Annotated in this window: 11 protein-coding genes; 3 read left to right on the plus strand and 8 right to left on the minus strand. The window is 62.8% G+C overall.

Translation table 11 applies throughout. The annotated features are described in order from the left end of the window. Positions 1-154 precede the first annotated feature (154 nt). Positions 155-2,518, minus strand: a complete 2,364-nt coding sequence (locus tag Q5H92_RS18230; protein ID WP_305012991.1) for a glycosyl hydrolase family 28 protein — start codon at positions 2,516-2,518, stop codon at positions 155-157. Between the two features lie 375 nt (positions 2,519-2,893). On the opposite strand from Q5H92_RS18230, the gene Q5H92_RS18235 reads away from it, so the two are divergent. Both Q5H92_RS18235 and Q5H92_RS18240 read left to right on the plus strand, forming a co-directional pair. Then, on the plus strand, positions 2,894-3,949 hold the full coding sequence (locus Q5H92_RS18235; protein WP_305012992.1) for a T9SS type A sorting domain-containing protein: 1,056 nt from the start codon (positions 2,894-2,896) through the stop codon (positions 3,947-3,949). Positions 3,950-4,210: 261 nt separating this feature from the next. Next, positions 4,211-6,817, plus strand: a complete 2,607-nt coding sequence (locus tag Q5H92_RS18240; RefSeq protein ID WP_305012993.1) for a pectinesterase family protein — start codon at positions 4,211-4,213, stop codon at positions 6,815-6,817. A 195-nt stretch (positions 6,818-7,012) separates the two neighbouring features. Here Q5H92_RS18240 and Q5H92_RS18245 read toward each other — a convergent pair whose 3' ends face one another. Further along, positions 7,013-9,508, minus strand: coding sequence for an MG2 domain-containing protein (locus Q5H92_RS18245; RefSeq protein WP_305012994.1), 2,496 nt, complete (start codon positions 9,506-9,508; stop codon positions 7,013-7,015). A 385-nt stretch (positions 9,509-9,893) separates the two neighbouring features. On the opposite strand from Q5H92_RS18245, the gene Q5H92_RS18250 reads away from it, so the two are divergent. Next, entirely contained in the window at positions 9,894-10,925 is a 1,032-nt protein-coding gene (locus Q5H92_RS18250) for a LacI family DNA-binding transcriptional regulator (protein ID WP_305012995.1), read from the plus strand. A gap of 138 nt (positions 10,926-11,063) precedes the next feature. Here the strand turns inward: Q5H92_RS18250 and Q5H92_RS18255 are convergent, their stop codons facing one another. The 6 genes from Q5H92_RS18255 to tpiA all read right to left on the minus strand — a co-directional run bounded on the left by Q5H92_RS18255 (position 11,064) and on the right by tpiA (position 17,531). Continuing rightward, complete coding sequence (locus Q5H92_RS18255) at positions 11,064-12,836, minus strand: T9SS type A sorting domain-containing protein (RefSeq protein ID WP_305012996.1); 1,773 nt, start codon at positions 12,834-12,836, stop codon at positions 11,064-11,066. A gap of 186 nt (positions 12,837-13,022) precedes the next feature. Then, a complete protein-coding gene (gene prmA / locus Q5H92_RS18260; RefSeq protein ID WP_305012997.1) occupies positions 13,023-13,853 on the minus strand; it encodes a 50S ribosomal protein L11 methyltransferase in 831 nt (276 codons plus the stop codon). Positions 13,854-14,057: 204 nt separating this feature from the next. Further along, positions 14,058-15,428, minus strand: a complete 1,371-nt coding sequence (locus Q5H92_RS18265; protein WP_305012998.1) for a hypothetical protein — start codon at positions 15,426-15,428, stop codon at positions 14,058-14,060. Next, positions 15,407-16,168 (minus strand): ABC transporter ATP-binding protein, encoded by a 762-nt coding sequence (locus tag Q5H92_RS18270; protein ID WP_305012999.1) that lies wholly within the window; start codon positions 16,166-16,168, stop codon positions 15,407-15,409. Before Q5H92_RS18270 ends, Q5H92_RS18265 begins: the two co-directional genes overlap by 22 nt. Positions 16,169-16,316: 148 nt before the next feature. Then, positions 16,317-16,670: a 7(1) septoil knot domain-containing protein gene (locus tag Q5H92_RS18275; RefSeq protein WP_305013000.1), complete on the minus strand. Its 354-nt coding sequence runs from the start codon at positions 16,668-16,670 to the stop codon at positions 16,317-16,319. A gap of 105 nt (positions 16,671-16,775) precedes the next feature. After that, positions 16,776-17,531, minus strand: a complete 756-nt coding sequence (gene tpiA / locus Q5H92_RS18280) for a triose-phosphate isomerase (RefSeq protein ID WP_305013001.1) — start codon at positions 17,529-17,531, stop codon at positions 16,776-16,778. Between the last annotated feature and the right edge of the window lie 33 nt (positions 17,532-17,564).

Raw genomic sequence — 17,564 nt, forward strand, 5'->3', positions numbered from 1 at the left:
GACCGTCATGCAGAGCGCAGCGAAGCATCTCGCGTGCCGAAGTAACTCAATCGTTCAACGATTTTAATTACTTCGGCACGCGAGATGCTTCGCTGCGCTCTGCATGACGGGCGGCTGATGACGTTCTTCTGATGTTCAGTTAAAGTAAAAAACTTTAGCGCTGGGCCACGCTCACCGTTTTCTTGGCCAGCTTGTCGCCCAGCTGCACGTCTTTTTTGGCCTTCTTCGTGTCAGTGTTGGTCAGGCGGATGTCCTTGCTGCGGTCGCCGGTCACGCGCAGCAGCAGCTCGGCGCCGTTGGTGTAGCGGATGCCGTCGAACGCCAGGTTGCGGCTGTTCTGCACCTCCATCACCGGGGCGGTATCGGACGAGAGCAGGGTCACGTTTTTCAGGCGAATATTCTCGGCTTCCTGGCACACGAGGCCTTTTTTGCATTCAATCACTGCGTTTTCGATGCTGATGTCCTTGATGCTCATCTCGGGTAGGCCGCGCACCAGGATGCCGGTGGTGGCGCCCTTGCAATACACATTTTTGATGCGGAAGCCTTTAAACTGCGGCGTGCCTTCGTTCAGCGGCATGGCGGCGATGACGGGCGGCGCGGTGCTTTCACCGGCCAGCGGCACGGGGTCTTTGGCGGCGTAGTACATGTCGAACAGGATGGCCTCGCCGGCAATGTTGGTCATGTCGACGCCATCCACGAAGATGTTCTCAACCACGCCGCCGCGGCCCCGGGCCGTCTTGAAGCGCAGCCCCACATCGGTGCCGATGAAGGTGCAGTTGCTCACATACAGGTTGCGCGCGCCGCCCGACATCTCGGAGCCAATCACGAAGCCGCCGTGGGCGTGGTACACCTTCGTGTCGCGGATGATGAAGTTTTCGGTGGGCACGCCGCGCTTGCGGCCCTGCTCGTCGCGGCCCGATTTGATGCAGATGCCGTCATCGCCCACGTCGAACGTGCAGCCTTCCACGATGCCGTTGCGGCACGATTCCAGGTCCAGCGCGTCGGTGTTCTGGCCGTACCAGGGGTTGCGGGCCGTCACGTTGCGCAGGGTGATGTTTTCGCAGAGCAAGGGGTGAATGGTCCAAGCCGGCGAGTTCTGAATTACGAATCCTTCGAGCAGAATTTGCTTGCAGCGCGTGAGGCTGAGCATGTTGGGCCGCAGAAAGTCGCGGATATCATCAAAATCATTCACGTTGAGGCTCTTACGGGGCGCGTCTTCGGCCTTCATCGTGTTACCTTTCATCGAGCTGGCCGAGGGGTACCACATGTCCTTTTTCGCGCTCAGCACGCCACCCGAAGCCACCAGGTTTTGCCACTGCGTCTCGTTGAGCTTGCTTTTCTTCACGGGCCGCCAGGCATCGCCGGCGCCATCAAAGGTGCCGTTGCCGGTGATGGCAATATTGGTGAGGTCCACGCCCGAAATGGGAGCCTGGCTGCGGATGGCATCCTCCCCTTCCCAAGTGGTTTTGATGAGCGGGTACTGGCTGCGGTCGGCCGTGAACTGCACGAGCGCGCCGGTGGCTAGGTGCAGGTTCACGTTGCTTTTCAGGGTGATGGGGCCCGTCAGCCACAGGCCGCGGGGCACCAGCACGGTGCCGCCGCCCACGGCGCAGGCGTCGATGGCCTTGCGGAAGGCCTCGGTGTTCAGCGTCTGGCCGTCGGCCACGGCGCCGTACTTGGCCAGGTTGAAGGTGTCCTTCTTAAAGGAAGGCTGGAGCACCACCGGCAGGTCAGCCACGAGCTTGCCGTCGAAGGGCGCGCGGCTGAGGTGGCTGGCCAGCCCGAGATGCTGGGCCTGCACGTCTTCGGCCACGAGTTGGGCCACGCGGGTGGCGCCGTACTCCGAGAAGTGGGTGTTGTCGTTTTTGGCGGGGGCCACGGGGTTGGGCTGGTAGTAGCCATTCTGGTAGCTCCAGAACAGCGGCCGGGTGCCCGCCTCGCCCAATTGGGAGTACATCTTCCAGCTTTGCTCGTACAGGTCAATCAGCGGCACTTTCTGGGTTTTGGCCACCTCGCGCACCACGCTGGGGTACTGGCCGTGGTCGTCCTTGCGCTGGCCTTTGTCGTCAAAGTAGCGGCGTCCTACTGGTGTAAGTAGCACCGGATTGGCGCCCTTGGCTTTGGCTTCCTGCACGAACCGGGTGAGGAACTGCCGGTACGTCGTCTGGGCCGGGGCCGCGCGCACGCTGTCGTCGGCCTTCGAGTCGTTGTGGCCGAACTGGATGAACACCCAGTCGCCGGGCTTCAGGCCTTCGAGCACCTTGGCCCAGCGGCCTTCGCGGTAGAAGCTTTTGGTGCTGCGCCCGTTCACGGCCGTGTTGCGAATGACGACGTTGTTGTCGAAATACTGGCCAAACTCCATGCCCCAGCCGCGCTCGGGCTTGGTCAGGTCGGGCTTGTCGGCCATGGTGGAATCGCCGACGAGGAACACCTGCGTTTTGGGCACGTCCGCCGGGTGGAATGCCACCGACAGGGAAGTCGTCAGGCCAGCCAGCAGCACCATCAAAGTTGATTTCATGGGAATCGAAAAAGGAGCCAAACCTGCGGGTTCGGCCCGTGCGAATAGAAGCAAAGGCAGGATTGCCCTAACAATATTAGGCCCGTTCGGAGGTCATCGGCCCCTCATTCTGGCGGGCCAGGCGCCTTTTTTTGCGCAATCGTTGCCGGGAACGTTCTCGCATGAGGCCGCAACTGGTCAGAAAATTGAGCTACCCTGGCTGCAGACGCAACTGACATCGTTACCGGGAACGATTGCGCAACTAAAGGCAACCGACTGCTTGGCAATGCCCGTATAAATAGGGAAATTGCATGAGCAATAGCTTATCAGCATTGCTAATAAGCACTTTTTTTGCACTTTTCCTCACACGCCCTCCCACCTTATCCCACCAGCATTATGAAAAATTCGCTACTCATCACTGGCTTGCTGGCCGGCAGCCTGGCCCTCGCTGGCCAGGCCTCGGCCCAGACGACCCCCATCTACAAATTCTGGTCGCTGAAAGTAAACGCCACGGACAGCGCCGCCCTGCGTTCGCCGAGCACCATGCCAGCCAGTAATGCCATACTGCGCAAGCTCGTGCTTTCCAGCGGCTTGCCCGTTGTAACCACGGCTACGCCACCGGTCACCATCATCACCCCTCCCCCGTTCAGCTCGCAGTACGGCATGGCCTTCGCGCCGGCGGCCGATGGCGGCGGCTGGAGCTCCAACGCGACGCCCCCTGGTCCGGGCAGCGTTTTGCGCCGCACTTTCGGCGTTCAGTTCACCGCCACGGCTCCGGCCGGCGTCACGCTGCGGGCCGACTCGCTCGTGATGAACCTGACATTTCTGAACACGACCAGTGGCACCAACATCGCCATTGTGTATTCCAAGAACAACTTTGGCACGCCCGCCGACTCGACCGAGTCGAGCGGAGGCGGCAAAGGTCCCAACGGCGCACTCGTGCCGGTGGCCAACGGCAGCACTTTTTTCAATACGTACCCTATTACCAACTCGCTGTCAGCCATTTCTGCCACGGGTTCCAACCCGCCGAACAATTTCCGATACAGCGTGGCGCTGAACGGGGCCAACGGCGTGACCATTGCCCCCGGCCAAACCCTCACCCTGCGGATGTACGTGAGTTGCAGCAGTGGCAGCCAGGGCCGCCACGCCCTGCTGCGCAACGTAGCGCTGAAAAGCCTGCAGGCACCGCTGGCCGTCCGCCCGGCCCTGCAAACCAACCTGGCCGTGTATCCCAACCCGACGCAGAACCAGCTTAACGTGCCCCACACCGCCGCCAGCCGCGACGCCCACGTGACCTTATTCGGCACCACCGGCGCTAAAGTGGCCGCCTTCGCGGTGCAGGCCGGCAGCACCGAGACGGCTGTGGACCTGGGTGCCCTGCCCAAAGGCCTGTACCTGATAGAATACGCCGACGGCGTGCAGCGCAGCAGCGCCCGCATTGTGAAGGAATAGCTTTTTTGCCAGCTCGTTTTTTGAAAGCGCCTCCAGCTAAGTTGGGGGCGCTTTCTGCTTTTTGGCGCGGGGCTAGAGTCTATTGATAAAGCATTTGGCTGGCGTTAGCATCGGCGGGCTGCCAACGCGGCTTCTTTGGGCGACGCTGGCAACGTTCCCGGCAACGATTGCGCAAATAAGCAACTGGCATTAAGTGTCGTTTGGGCGGGTAGCGGGGTAATATTGAAGGGAATTCTCACCCAACACCCTACTCACTTCTCTATGTTAAACTTTTTCTCGACGCACTTTGCCTGGCGACGCCCGGCCGCCCGTTTCTGGGTGCTGCTGAGCTTTATGGCGCTGGCCGCCAGCCGCGCCTTCGCCTACGACGTGACCGTGGCCCAGGACGGCACCGGCAACTACACCACCGTGGCGGCCGCCATTGCCGCCGCACCCACCGGCCGCACCACGGTGTACAGCATCTTCATCAAAAACGGCGTTTATCGCGAGAAAATCAGCATTCCGGCCACCAAGCCGTTCATTCAGCTGGAGGGCGAAAGCGTGGCCAACACCATTCTGACCTACACCGACGGCGCCAGCACCATTGTGGGCGGCGTGGCCCTGGGCACCCAGAACTCGGCCAGCTTCAGCGTGAATGCCAACGACTTTTCGGCCCTGAACCTGACGTTTGAGAATTCGTTTGGCGACGGCTCACAGGCCGTGGCGGTGCTGGTGAACGCCGACCGCGCGGTGTTCAAGAACTGCCGCTTTCTGGGCAACCAGGACACGCTGTACGTGAAGGGCTCGGGCGCGCCGATGCACTACTTCCGCGACTGCTACATTGATGGCAACGTGGACTTTATCTTCGGCAGCTCGATTGACATTTTCGACCGCTGCGTGATTTACGCCAAGTCGCGCTCCACCAACGGCGCCTCCTACATCACGGCGGCCAACACGCCGCCCGGCCAGGCGTTCGGCTTCATTTTCCACGATGCCAAAATCCCGTCGAACACCGGCGCTACGCTTTACTACCTGGGCCGGCCCTGGCAGAATTCGACCGGCAGCGTGCCCCTGACGCAGAACAAGGTGGTGCTCATCAAGCCCACGCTGGGCTTCAACCAGATTCAGCCCGCCGGCTGGACTACCTGGGATGCCGGTACCGACACGAACATCATTACCTACGCTGAATTCCGGCCCCGCTACTTCAGCGGCCGCAACGTGAATGTGAGCCAGCGCGTGACCTGGTCGCGCCAGCTGGCCGTGGCCGACACCGCCCAGTACCAGACCAGCACCGTATTCGGCACATGGAACCCCTGCGCCGTGGCTCCCAGCGTATGCACGGCGTTCACGCCAGCTATTGCCGTGTCGAACTTCCGCGCCACCAAAGGCGCCACCCAAACCACGCTGGACTGGAACATCAGCTGGGCTATGGCCGGCATCCGCTACGACCTGCTGCGTTCGACGGACAACGTCAACTTCAGCCAGATTAACACCGTAACGGCGGCCAACGACTCGACCTACAACTTCCAAATGACCGACGCGCTGCCCGCCGCCGGCAACGTGTATTACTACAAAGTGCAGGCCTCGAAAGCCGGCCTAGCCACGCACACCACGCTCACGGCCACGGTATCGAGCATCGCTACCATTGTGGCCAATACCACGGCCCTGGGCACGTTTGCGCAGTACCAGACCGGCGCTTCGGCCACGCAGACGTACTCGCTCTCGGCCACCAACCTGACGGCTAACCTGACGGTGACGCCCCCGGCGGGCTACGAAGTATCGGCCAACGGCGGCACCAACTGGTACACCAATACCACGCCACTGGTGCTCACGCCCACGGCCAACACCGTGGCCGCCACCACCATCAGCGTGCGCCTGAACGCCACGGCGGCCGGCACCTACGCCGGCAACATCGTGCACACCAGCACGGCCGCTACCACGCAGAACGTGGCCGTGACCGGCTCGAAAGTGAACACCGCCGCCCCGGTGTCGGACCCGCTGAAATGGTGGTCGCTGAAAGTGAGCGACCAGGACAGCGCGGCCATCCGCTCGGCCGCCACCACGGCCAGCACGCCCATCCTGCGCCGCTTCGTGCTCTCGAACGGCACCACGGTGACGGCCTATCCGGCCCGCTCCACGCGCTACGGCCAGGCGTTCGCCGCCACCGCCGATGGCTTGTGGAGCGCATCCGCCCCCACCAACGGCCCCGGCAGCAACGTCGACCGTCGTTTTTATGAGCAGTTTACCATCACGGCCGGAGCCAACCGCTCGGTTCGGATTGACTCGGTGCTGCTGTGGTCGGCGTTCTACAATACCACTGGCAAGCTGGCCGTGGTGTACTCGAAGAGCAACTTCACTACCGACTCCACGGACGTAACCGGGGGCCGCGGCCCGGCCGGCGTGCTGCCCGCTACGGCCAACGGCGCCTTCGCCACGCCCATCGCGCTGGCCAACCAGAACACCGGCACCAACCAGACCTACCGCTTCGCGCTGAACAACGCCCTTGGCACGACCCTCACGGCCGGCCAGACGCTGACTGTGCGCCTGTACTTCGCCTGCGCCAGCTCCAGCTCGGGCCGCTACGCGCTGCTGAAAGACGTGGTGCTCAAAGGCCAGGCCACCACCGTGACGGCCACCCGCGTCGCCCTCCACGGCATGGCCCTGTCGGTGTACCCGAACCCTTCGGCTGGGCAAACCACGATTGAGCTGCTCGGCTCGTCGAAGCCGGCCACGCTCACCGTGCTCAATGCCCTCGGGCAGGTAGTACACACCCAAGCCGTGGCAGCCGGCGCGGCGCAGCTGAACACCACCAAACTGGCCCCCGGCGTGTACCTGGTGCGCGTAAGCACGGCCGACGGCACGCTCTCGCAGCAACTGGTGCGCGAGTAACGCCTGATATTTTTTCAACAAAAAGCCCCGCTGGCATCGCCGGCGGGGCTTTTTTGTTGGTTGGAAGTAATACTAGAACGTCATGTTGAGCGCAGTCGAAGCATCTCTGCCACGCAAGTAATCAGATTTAGTAATGCGGTAGAGATGCTTCGGCTGCGCTCAGCATGACGTGCTGTTTTATTCGCGGTAACTACCCTACTTCCCATTCACCGCGAAGTTGCTGGAGGTGCCTTGCGCGGGCTGGCCGTCTAGGCTCAGGCCTTCGGCGATGGCTTGGAAGGTGCCCCCGCCGTCGGCGGTGAAGAAATGCAGCTCGGCTTGGCCGTTGGCGTTGGTGCGCACCAAGGGGTTCCAGTAGAGGGTGCTGGTGCGCAGGTCGGCGGGCGGATTGGTGAGCAGGGCGTTGTAGCGCGGCTGGTAGAACTCGCGGGCGGGGTAGAAACCGGGCAGTTTCACGGTGGCAATGCCGGGCGAGGCACCCAGCGGACCCTTGTAGTTGGGGTTGGCGCGCTTGGTGTAAATGGCAATTGCCCCGCCACTGCCGCCAAAAATCGCCGCTTCGTTGCCCTTGAAAACCTCCACCGACTCCACATCCGCCGAATTGATGGTGCTGATGGCGTCAATGTCCACCTTCATGCCATCGAGGATGAAGAGCGGGCTGCCGCTGTTCCGAATCTGGGCCGTCATGTTGGGCGGGCTGCCGCTGATGGTGAGGCCGGCCACCCGGCCCTGCAGCATCTGCAGAATATTCATGCCGGATTTGGCAGTGGGGTCGTTGGCAAAATCAATCACCGTGCCGCCGGTGGCGCCGTAGAGGCGGCGCGGGTCGTCGCGCGGCACGGTTTCGCGCTTGGCCGTGACGGACACGTTGCCGAGGTTGATGTTGCGGATGGCTTTCTCGGGGTGCAGGTCCAGGTCGGCGGCTTGGGCCTGGCGGCTGCGTTTGATGAACGAGGCCACGCCCGCCGGCGCGGCCGAAAGCTGCGGCAGCAGCGGCAGCGGCCCACCCGTGGGGTCGGGGCCAAAATCGGGCTTGATGAGGACGTTGGAGCCGCCCTGCGCACGCCGGGCCTGCAGCGTGATGAGGGCCGTGTCGGTGACGGGAATGCCGGCGAAACTGAAGCGGCCGTTTGCGTCGGTAGTGCCAGTGGCCACCACTTTGCCGGGGCGCATCTGCAAGAAGGTCAGCTGGCTGTTCGGAATGGGGCGGTTGCCGTTGGCACTCACCACCTGGCCTACTAGGCTGATGTCGTGTTCCGGGGTGAAGTGCATGGGCGGCGCCTGCCCGGCCAGCACTTCCTTCCACACAAAACGGCGCCAGCCCTGGGTGAGCAGCAGGTCATCGAGCGCCTGGGCGGTGGCGGCCGAGGGTTCGCGGAAATAGTAGCCGGGGTTTTCGACGTAGCCCACCAAGTCGGAAGTCAGCAGCAGATTGGAGGCAATGGTTTCGGCCTGCGGGTCAATGGCCGTCAGGCCGGCATCGCTCACGCCCAGCGAGAAGTTGGTGGCCACGGGCTTGCCGGCGGCGTCGGTCACGCGCACGTTGAGCTGCACCGGGGCGTGCGGCCCGTAGTTAGTCTGGTCGGAAGTAATGGCGATGCGCAGCGCGCTGGGGCCGTTCAGCACGAAGGCCAGCCGCTCGCACTGCGGCGCGCCCTGCCCATCGAACAGCGTGAAATGCACGATGCCGCTGGGGTAGTTTTTCTTGGGCATGCGCCAGCTCACGGGCGCGTCGGCGGTGAGGGTGCGCGGGCCGGGGTAGGCCACTACGCCGCGCACTTCGGTCATGAGCTGCACGGGGCCGGGCGCGGCGCCCCGATAACGGGCCTCCACGATGAAGTCGTCGGCGCTTTCCACCACGTGCAGCGTGTAGCCGCTGGGCTGCGACGCCGGCAGCGGGTAGTCGGTGGCCGTGCCGTCGGGCAGCACGATGCGGGCGTGGTAGCGCTGCCCCGCGCCGGGCACGAAGGCGAAGCGCCCCATGCCGGCGTGGCGGCTGCTGAAGGCCGGTACCACCACCGCATTCTGCGCGTTCATAATCTGGCCTTTCACGGCCAGGCTGCGGCCGGTGACGTCGGTGGCTTTCACGGCCACCACGGCGGGCAGGCCTTCCACGAGGTAGCCGCCCTCGGGAAAGAACTGAATGTCGGGCTGGCCGGGGCGGGCCACGCGGCGCACGTTGCTGCCCGCGCCGCCGGGGGTGCTGGTGGGCACATCGGGCGGGCTCAGGGGCGAGGCGGGCCACACGCTGAGGCGGCGGCTATAAATAAAATCTTCGCCGGCGTTGCGCATCCAGTTGGTGTAGGCGCGCAGCACATAGGTACCGGCCGTGAGCGAGTCGGCAATGTCGATGTCGCCGCTGGCGCGGCCACCCTGCAGGCGAATGGTGCGGCGGGCCACCACCTTGCGCTGGGGCGAAAGCAAATCGACGTGCAGCACCTGACTGAGCGAGTCCAGTTGGTGGCGCGAGGCATCTACCACGTAGGCGCTGAACCAGATGGTTTCGCCGGTGGCATACACCGGGCGGTCGAGGTGCAGGTAGGCTTTTTCCTGGCGGGCCGTGAGGTAGTACTCGCCCACTTGGCGCGCAATGCGCTGCAGCAGTGTTTCATCGGTGGGCCGGGGCCGAAACGCGGTGAGGGCCACGCCACCGGCCAGCAAGGTGATAAGAAGTGCTTTGGGCAAGCGCATGGGCATCGGGGAAATGTTCGGAACAGAAAAGGTAGGCCAGCCAGCCGGAACTACCCGCGAGATTAGGCCACAAAGATGGCGACGCCATGAAGCCGACCGGCGCGGCGAGGTCGGCGAAATGCAGGGTTTGGTCGAGTTCTGCGCCTCTTCTCGCGCGACTTAGCCAGATTTTCGTTACTCTTGTATCCGGATTGGCCCGATGAAGACTTTTTGAAGGAGTGAGCGGCGGCCCCGGCCCCTTGGTGGGGCGCCCGGCAACGGCACGTCGGGCGGTGGCTAGCAGGCTTTTTGCCGGATGAAACTATTCGGGATGCCAATCTGCTAGCTTCATGTGGGCCGGCCGTTTCGACCACCGCCGTTTTTCTTACTTCCTTTCTCAACGCGCTTGGACCCCGTCACCATCAAGGATATTGCGCATGCCCTCAACCTGTCGACTTCGACGGTGTCCAGGGCCCTGCGCGACAGCTACGAAATCAGCCCCGAAACGAAGCGGCTGGTGATGGAGTATGCCGAACGGCTCAACTACCGCCCCAACCCCATTGCCCTCAGCCTGAAGGGCAGCAGCAGCAAGGCCCTGGCCGTCATCGTGCCCCAGATTGCGAACAACTTCTTTTCGCAGGCCATCAACGGCATCGAGGCCATTGCCTACAACCGCGGCTACCACGTCATCATTTTCCAGACGCACGAAAGCTACGAGCGCGAGGTGGCCAATGTGCAGCAAGCCGTGTCGCGCCGCGTCGATGGCCTGCTACTCTCGCTCTCCAGCGAAACCTCCGACGTGAAGCACCTGCAAGCCCTCATCGACCAGGGCATGCCGCTGGTGCTTTTTGACCGCGTGGCCGCCGAGCTGCCCGTGACGCAGGTGGTGGCCGACAACTTTGGCGGGGCCTACGCCGCTACGTCGCACCTGCTCCAAACCGGCCGGCGGCGTATTGCCCACCTCACCATTCCGCCCTATCTCAGCATTGCGCAGGAGCGCCTGGCCGGCTACCGCGCCGCCCTGGAGCAGTACGGCGTGCCCTACGACGAAAATCTGGTGCGCTACGGCACTTTCGGCCCCGACGAGGCCGGGCCCCTCGTCGACGAGCTGCTGGCCCTCTCCCCGCCCCCGGATGCGTTTTTCACGGCCTCCGACCGCCTCGCCCTGGGCTGCCTGGGCGCCCTGCGCCAGCGCGGCATCGACGTGCCCGGTCAGGTGGCGCTGCTCAGCTTCACCAACTCGCAGTCGGCCCACCTGCTCAACCCGCCCTTGAGTACCGTGACGCAACCGGCTCAGGAAATCGGCCAGCTCGCCGCCGAGCGCCTCATCGAGCTTATCGAGCGCAAACACAAAAGCACCGGCCCCAGCACCATGAAGCTGCCCACCACGCTGGTCGTGCGCGAGTCGTCGCGCCCGCTGGCGAAGGTGGTGAGTTAACGGAGAAACGGTTTTAAAACAGAACGTCATGCTGAGCGCAGCCGAAGCATCTCTACTGCTGCACTAAATCAAATTAGTTGCGCGGTAGAGATGCTTCGGCTGCGCTCAGCATGACGTTCTGTTTATTCCATTACTGCTCTACTCCCGCGTGCACTTCGCCGTTAGGCTCACGTCGGCATCGGTGTACACCACCAGGTAGTTGCCTTTAGCTAAAGACCCCAGATTGACCGGCGTAGCAACGCCGCCCGCAGTAGGCGTGAGCGTGGCCACGCGCTGGCCCACGAAGTTGTACACCGTGAGGCGGGCGGCGGCCGTGGCCCGCGGGTGCATCACCGTCAGCTGCTCGCTGGCAGGGTTGGGATAAAGCTGCAGCGGCGTCACGTTGGCGCCGGTAGGCTTGCTGGCCGTCACGACGGTGACGAGGCCGTTGAGATAGTTTTCGAGGTTGGTGTAGCCGTTAGCGGCGATGAATTGGCGGTCGGCGGGGTTCAAGGGCGCGAGGCCGTTGTTCAATTCGTACGCATCGGGCATGCCGTCGTGGTCGGAATCGACGGGCGCGGCGCCGCAGGTGAGCACCGGCCAGGCCACCTGCGAGGTGCTGATGGGCGTGCCGTGCGGGAATCCGCCCTGCACGTCGATAACGGCCCCGGTGCGGTTCTGCACGTCGTTGATGATGCGCTGGTCGAGCGGGTCGCGCACGGGCAGCACGCAGCCCACGCCCTGCAGCACCGAGGCGTAGGCGGCCTGGGCCGTTTGGGTGTTCAGGGGGGCCACGTTGAAGGGCGTGGTTACTTTCGATTGAACCGTATCGGCGGCAGTGCCGCCGTTCATCGACACCCCTTTCCAGTTGGCAGCCGTCACCGTGGGGCTGCCATCTACGTAGTTACCAGCGATGTACAGCTGCGGGTAAGGCAGCACCGGCGCCGTGGTCTGCTTGTACGCTTGAAACACCCGCGAGCGGTTGGTGGTGCTGGTGCCGGTGGTGGGGCCGTACTTGTAGTAATTGTTCACCATGTTGTAGTTGCCGCCCTCGCCGCCGTAGGCGTTGGCGCCGGCGCCCCAGTTGTAGATGACGTTATTGCGGAAATCGCAGTTTTCCGAGCCGATGGCGGCGCCGTAGCGGGTGCCGTTCCAGCGCGGGGTGCGGCTCACGCAGTGGGCAAACAGGTTGTGGTGAAACGTGGCCCGCCGGCCGCCCCAGATGCCGCCGTAGCCGTGGCGCTCGTAGTCGGTGTCACCGGTTTCGAAGTGGTAGGAGTAGTTCAGCGGCTCCGAAATCAGGTTCCACTGCAGGGTCATCGAGTCGTTGGTGGCGCCATAGAAGGTGAAAGCTTCGTCCATGCTCCAGCTCATGGTGCAGTGGTCAATCACAATGTTCTTGCGCTCGGTGCTGCTCAGGGCATCTTCGTCGCCGTTGCCGTTGGTCATGCCGATGCCGGTTTGCTGCGGGTAGGAATCGCCGGTGCGGAAGCGCACGAAGCGGATAATCACGTTGTTGCCGTTCACCGTCACCTGGCGGTCGGCAATGCAGATGCCGTCGCCTGGGGCCGTCTGGCCCGCAATGGTGGTATTAGCCGGAATGTTCATCCGGGCAGTGAGGTGGATGGTGCCGCACACCCGAAACACGATGGTGCGAAACGGTGCCGCCGTAGCCGACTGGCTGATGGCGTAGCGCAGCGTGCCCTGGGTGTTGGTATCGGCCAGGCTGGTCACTTCAAACACCGTGGTGGGCGTCGAAGTCCGGCCCCGGCCGCCGGTCACGAAGCGGCCGGCCCCTTCCACGCCGGGGAAAGCCAGCTGCTGCGCTTGGGCCGGAGCGGCCGCCGCCAGGCCGCCCACCGTGGCCAGCAGGCTTAGCCCTAGGCGCGCCCGGGAGAGAGAAGAAACAGTGCGAGGGAAGAAAAAAATCATTGCGGGAAGGTTGGGAGTCGAAGGGAAAACTGCCGGGCGCCACCGTCTCCAAACGGCAGCAAAACCCGGCAATTCCCCTATAAATATTACGCTTTAAAGGCCCGGCAACTGCTGCCCGGCGGCTTTTTATTCGCGCAATCGTTCCCGGCAACGATGCCATCATCTGCCCTTCATCCGACCCTCACGCTACTCCTTCTCAAAAAGAGCCGACACCCAGCTGCGCAATGTGCGGTGGCGCTGGTAGCGCAGGCCGTGCTTGCTGGCCTCGGCCTGAATTTTCGGCAGGTCTTCCTCGTAGAAGCCGCTGAACAGGATGGGCCGGCCGCTGGGCAGCAGGCGGGCATACTCGTGCATGTCTTCGAGCAGCACGTTGCGGTTGATGTTGGCCAGAATCAAGTCGAAAGGCTCCTCGTTGGCGAGTGTCTCGACGCCACCCAGGCGGCACTTGATGTTGTGGCACTGGTTTTCGGCGGCGTTGTCGCGGGCGTTTTCCACGGTCCAAGGCTCGGTATCGACGGCCAACACCTGGCGGGCGCCCAGCATCTCGGCCAGGATGGCCAGAATGCCGGTGCCGGTGCCCATGTCCAGCACCCGCAGGCCTTTATGGTTTACATCCAGCTGGTTTTCAATCATCAGCGCCGTGGTTTCGTGGTGGCCCGTGCCGAACGACATGCGCGGCATAATCACGATGTCGTAGTCGACGCCGGCCGGCTCGGGGTGGAACGGCGCCCTCACCGACACTCGCTCGGCGATGATGAGGGGCTGGAAATTCTTCTCCCACTCGGCGTTCCAGTTCTGGCGGGTGATGACACGGTGTGAGTGGTTCAAATCGCCAATACCCGAGTAGCGCGCCATGATTTCCTCCACGGCATCGGGGTTGAAAACCTCTTCGGTGGTATAGGCGCGAAAGCCTTCATCGGTGTCCTCAAAAGTGTCGAAGCCTACTTCGGCCAGCTCAGCCACGAGAATGTCGGCCATCTCGCGCGGGGCTTCTACGGTCAGTTCAATAAAATCCATTTGGGTTAGGTAAGGAATTGAGAAGGAAGATTGGGGAATGGAGAACAAAGATGTAAAAAGCCGTCATGCTGAGCGCAGCCGAAGCATCTCTACTGCGCAACTAATCAGGTTTAGTATTGCGGTAGAGATGCTTCGGCTGCGCTCAGCATGACGTTCTGTTACTGTTCTTTTCCCATTCTAGACCACAAAGGTCGCCCCAAAAACTCAGGCCCCGATGCCGCGCCAGAGGCTGCGGCGCAGCTCGCCGTTGTTGCGCAGCACCTCGCGCACAGGCCACGCGGCCGACACCGTGACCAGCCCCGCCAGCAGAATGCGCAGCCACCACCACGGAATGAAGTAGAGCAGCGCCGCCAAGCCGATGGTACACAAGCTCATCACCCGCGACGCATTGTTGCGCAAAGCGCCAAAATCAACCGCCCCGGCCACCGGCTTGGCCTGGTAGAGACTGCCCCACAAGCCCAGGCTGCTGAAGGCCGCCGCGCTCAGTGGCAGCAGCCCCAGCAGCGGCCAATGCCGGGCCGGATACAAGCCCAACAGCAAGGCGGCCGACAGCAGGCAATCAATCAGCACCACCGGCCCCACAATGCGCGCATACAGTACCAGCAGGCGCGAAGTGAGCCCCAATCGCTGCAGCTCATTGGCCACAAACGGGCCCAAGTAGCCGAATAGGTTGTTGTTGGCGTAGGTGAAGCCGATGACGGGCAGAAAGGCGAAATAGAAAAAGCCCTGGCTCTCAAAATCCCCGTTTTCATCGATAAGAAACAGGCCCGTGGCGCCCACCATGCCCACCTTGAAGAGCAGGCCGATGAGCAGCGGCATCCACGTTTTGCGGGCGTATACTTTCCACTCCAGCGGCAGGCGGGCCAGCGTTTCACTGGAAGTAGCGCCGGTTTCAACGGGCAGGTAGCGGGCACTAAAGTAGGGGGCCAGCCAGTAAAGCTGAGCCGCCCACAGTGCCCATGGCAGCAGCGCCATGCCCACGCCCAAGGCCGTGTGGTATGGGGCGGTGGGGTGCGCTAGCCACCACAGCATCAGAGCTAGGCTGCTGGCGTGCAGGGCCAGCAGCGGGTGCCACCCGCGCCGCAGGGCAAACAGCAGCCGCACGTTGAAGCTCAGCGCCGCCGCACCCAGCACCAGCAGCAGCGTGAAGCCCGGCACCAGCGCATGCCGCGGCGCTACGGCCAGCGCCACCAGCAGCGCCGCCACGATGATAAGCCGCCGCAGCGTAATCAAATCCAGCAAAAAGGCGGTGAATACGTTCTGGCGGGCCGAGACGGGGAAATGCTCCGGCAGAGGCCGCGTCACGGGCCGCAGCATGGGCAGAAAATCGACCAGCAGCGCCGATACCAGCAAGCTGGCATTCACGCCAATCAGCAGCGGGGGTAGCATTTCGGCCACCTTCTCCGAGTCGCTGTGGTTCAGCATCACGCCGAAGCCGGCACCATAGCCCATCATCAGCACCAGCACAAACAGGGACGAAATGCGGCCCGGCACGCTGTCGGGCCAGAGCACGGCCTGCAGGCGGCGCCCCAGCAGGTAGGGCAGAAAGTGCCCTAGCGTTGCGTAGTCAGCCATGTCAGGTCCTGAGCGGTGTTGGCGGCGGGGTGAATGAGCTGGAGCAGGGCATCGCCGAGGAAGGCTTGCTCGCCGCTCAGGAAGTCGTGCATCGAACCCCAGTACTTCACCTCGCTCTCGTCGATGACGAGCAGGTGGGTAGCCACTTTCTCAATGTGCGCCAGGTTGTGCGACGACACGAAAGTGAGGGCCTGCGGCCGGTAGCTGTTCAGCAGCGAGAGCACGCTCTCGGCCGAAAACACGTCGAGGCCGTTGAAGGGCTCGTCCAGAATCAGCAGTTCGGGCCGGTGCAACAGGCAGGAGGCAATAGCCACTTTCTGCTTCATACCCGTCGAGAATGAGCTGATGCGCTTGGTGCGCACGGCGTCGTAGTCTTCCAACAAGTGCCTCAGCAGGCTCTCGATGCGGGTCTGGGCATCGGGCAGGTCATAGATGCGCGCCACGAAGCGCAGGTATTCCTCCGGCGTGAGCTGCTCCACCAAATAGGCTTGGTTCACCAGCGCACCCATGCGGCGCTTCACGGCCACGGGGAATGTCTCGCCCAGTGGCTGGGCGTCGAGCAGCATCTGGCCGCTGTCGGGCAGCAGTACATTTGTGAGCAAGTTGAAGAGCGTGCTTTTGCCGGCGCCGTTGCGGCCCAGCACGCCCACGCACATGCCGGTGGTTGCGGTCAGACTCACGTCGCGCAGCACGGTTTTCGGGCCGAAGGATTTTGTGAGGTTTTGTAGGGATAATTCCATGAACTGGGTAGAAATCAAAACGTCGTAAAAGTAGAACGTCATGCTGAGCGCAGCCGAAGCATCTCTCTCGCAATAGTAATTAGTTACCTACCCGGGAGAGATACTTCGGCTGCGCTCAGCATGACGTTCTGGTCACACGAGGCTTGGTCTAGTTGTTCGATTTGCAGCCCGCAAACGACCGCACTTTGGTGTAGTGAATGCTGAAATCGGCGCGGCTGCGGTCCGTTACTACCAGTAGCACGTAGTCGGCGAAGTTGCGGGCAGGGGCGTCGGCCCACAGGCCAGCCTTGTCGGCAAAAAGCTTGTTGTTCTCCTTGAAAACCAGCACATCGGCAAAGGCCTCCTCGGGCTCCACGTACACCGTGCCGTAGCAGTAGCTGCGCCGGCCAGGGTCGGTTTCGAGGTACACCGAGCCGAAGATGCGGCACGGCTCCAGCGGGCCGGCGGCTGGGCTTTTGGCGGGCAGCAAGGCCAGCAGGAAGGTGAGGATGACGGAGAGCATCGGGGGAGGAAGTGTTGAGTTTTGAATGTGGAAGGTTGAATGTAAAATGCAGTGCCGCGTTGTGCTTTTCAACTCGACCCTCAACCCTAAAAATTCAACCCTTCTTTAAAACGACTGAATAATTGTCGTAAAGTCAGCCGCTTTCAGCGAGGCGCCGCCAATCAGGCCGCCGTCCACATCGGGCTGCGAAAACAGCTCGCGCGCGTTTTGCGCGTTGGCCGAGCCGCCGTAGAGAATGGTGGTATTCAGGGCCGCTTCGGCGTCGTAGGCGCGGGCAATCTGCTCGCGGATGAAGGCGTGCACCTCCTGCGCCTGGGCGCTGGTGGCGGTGCGGCCCGTGCCAATGGCCCAGATGGGCTCATAAGCCACAGTGACATGCGCAAACTCCTCGTTGCTGAGGTGGAACAGGCCCGAAGCCAGCTGCTGGCCAATGAAGTCGAACGTCTCGTCGGCCTCGCGGGTGTCCAGCGACTCGCCCACGCAGAAAATGGGTTTCAGACTGGCGGCCAGGGCGGCTTTCAGCTTCTGGCTCAGCAGCTCATCGTCCTCGCCAAAATACTGGCGGCGCTCCGAGTGGCCCAGAATGACATATTCGCAGCCCACCGAAGCCAGCATTTTGGCCGAGACTTCGCCGGTGAAGGCGCCGCTTTCTTTCTGGTGGCAGTTTTGGGCGCCGAGGTGCAGCTTGCCGCCCTGCGGCAGGGCCTGGCCCACGCCCTGCAGGAACGGGAACGGCGGGCAAACCACCACTTCCGGCCCGGTGCCGGCTGCGTTCAATCGAACAATTTCTTCTACCAGGGCAAGGCCTTCCTGGTAGGTCAGATTCATTTTCCAGTTGCCGGCAACGAGGTTTTGGCGCATACTAAGCGGGGCGAATTAAGTGGGAGTTCGTCG

The sequence above is a fragment of the Hymenobacter mellowenesis genome, from assembly GCF_030581005.1.
GTDB lineage: Bacteria > Bacteroidota > Bacteroidia > Cytophagales > Hymenobacteraceae > Hymenobacter > Hymenobacter mellowenesis.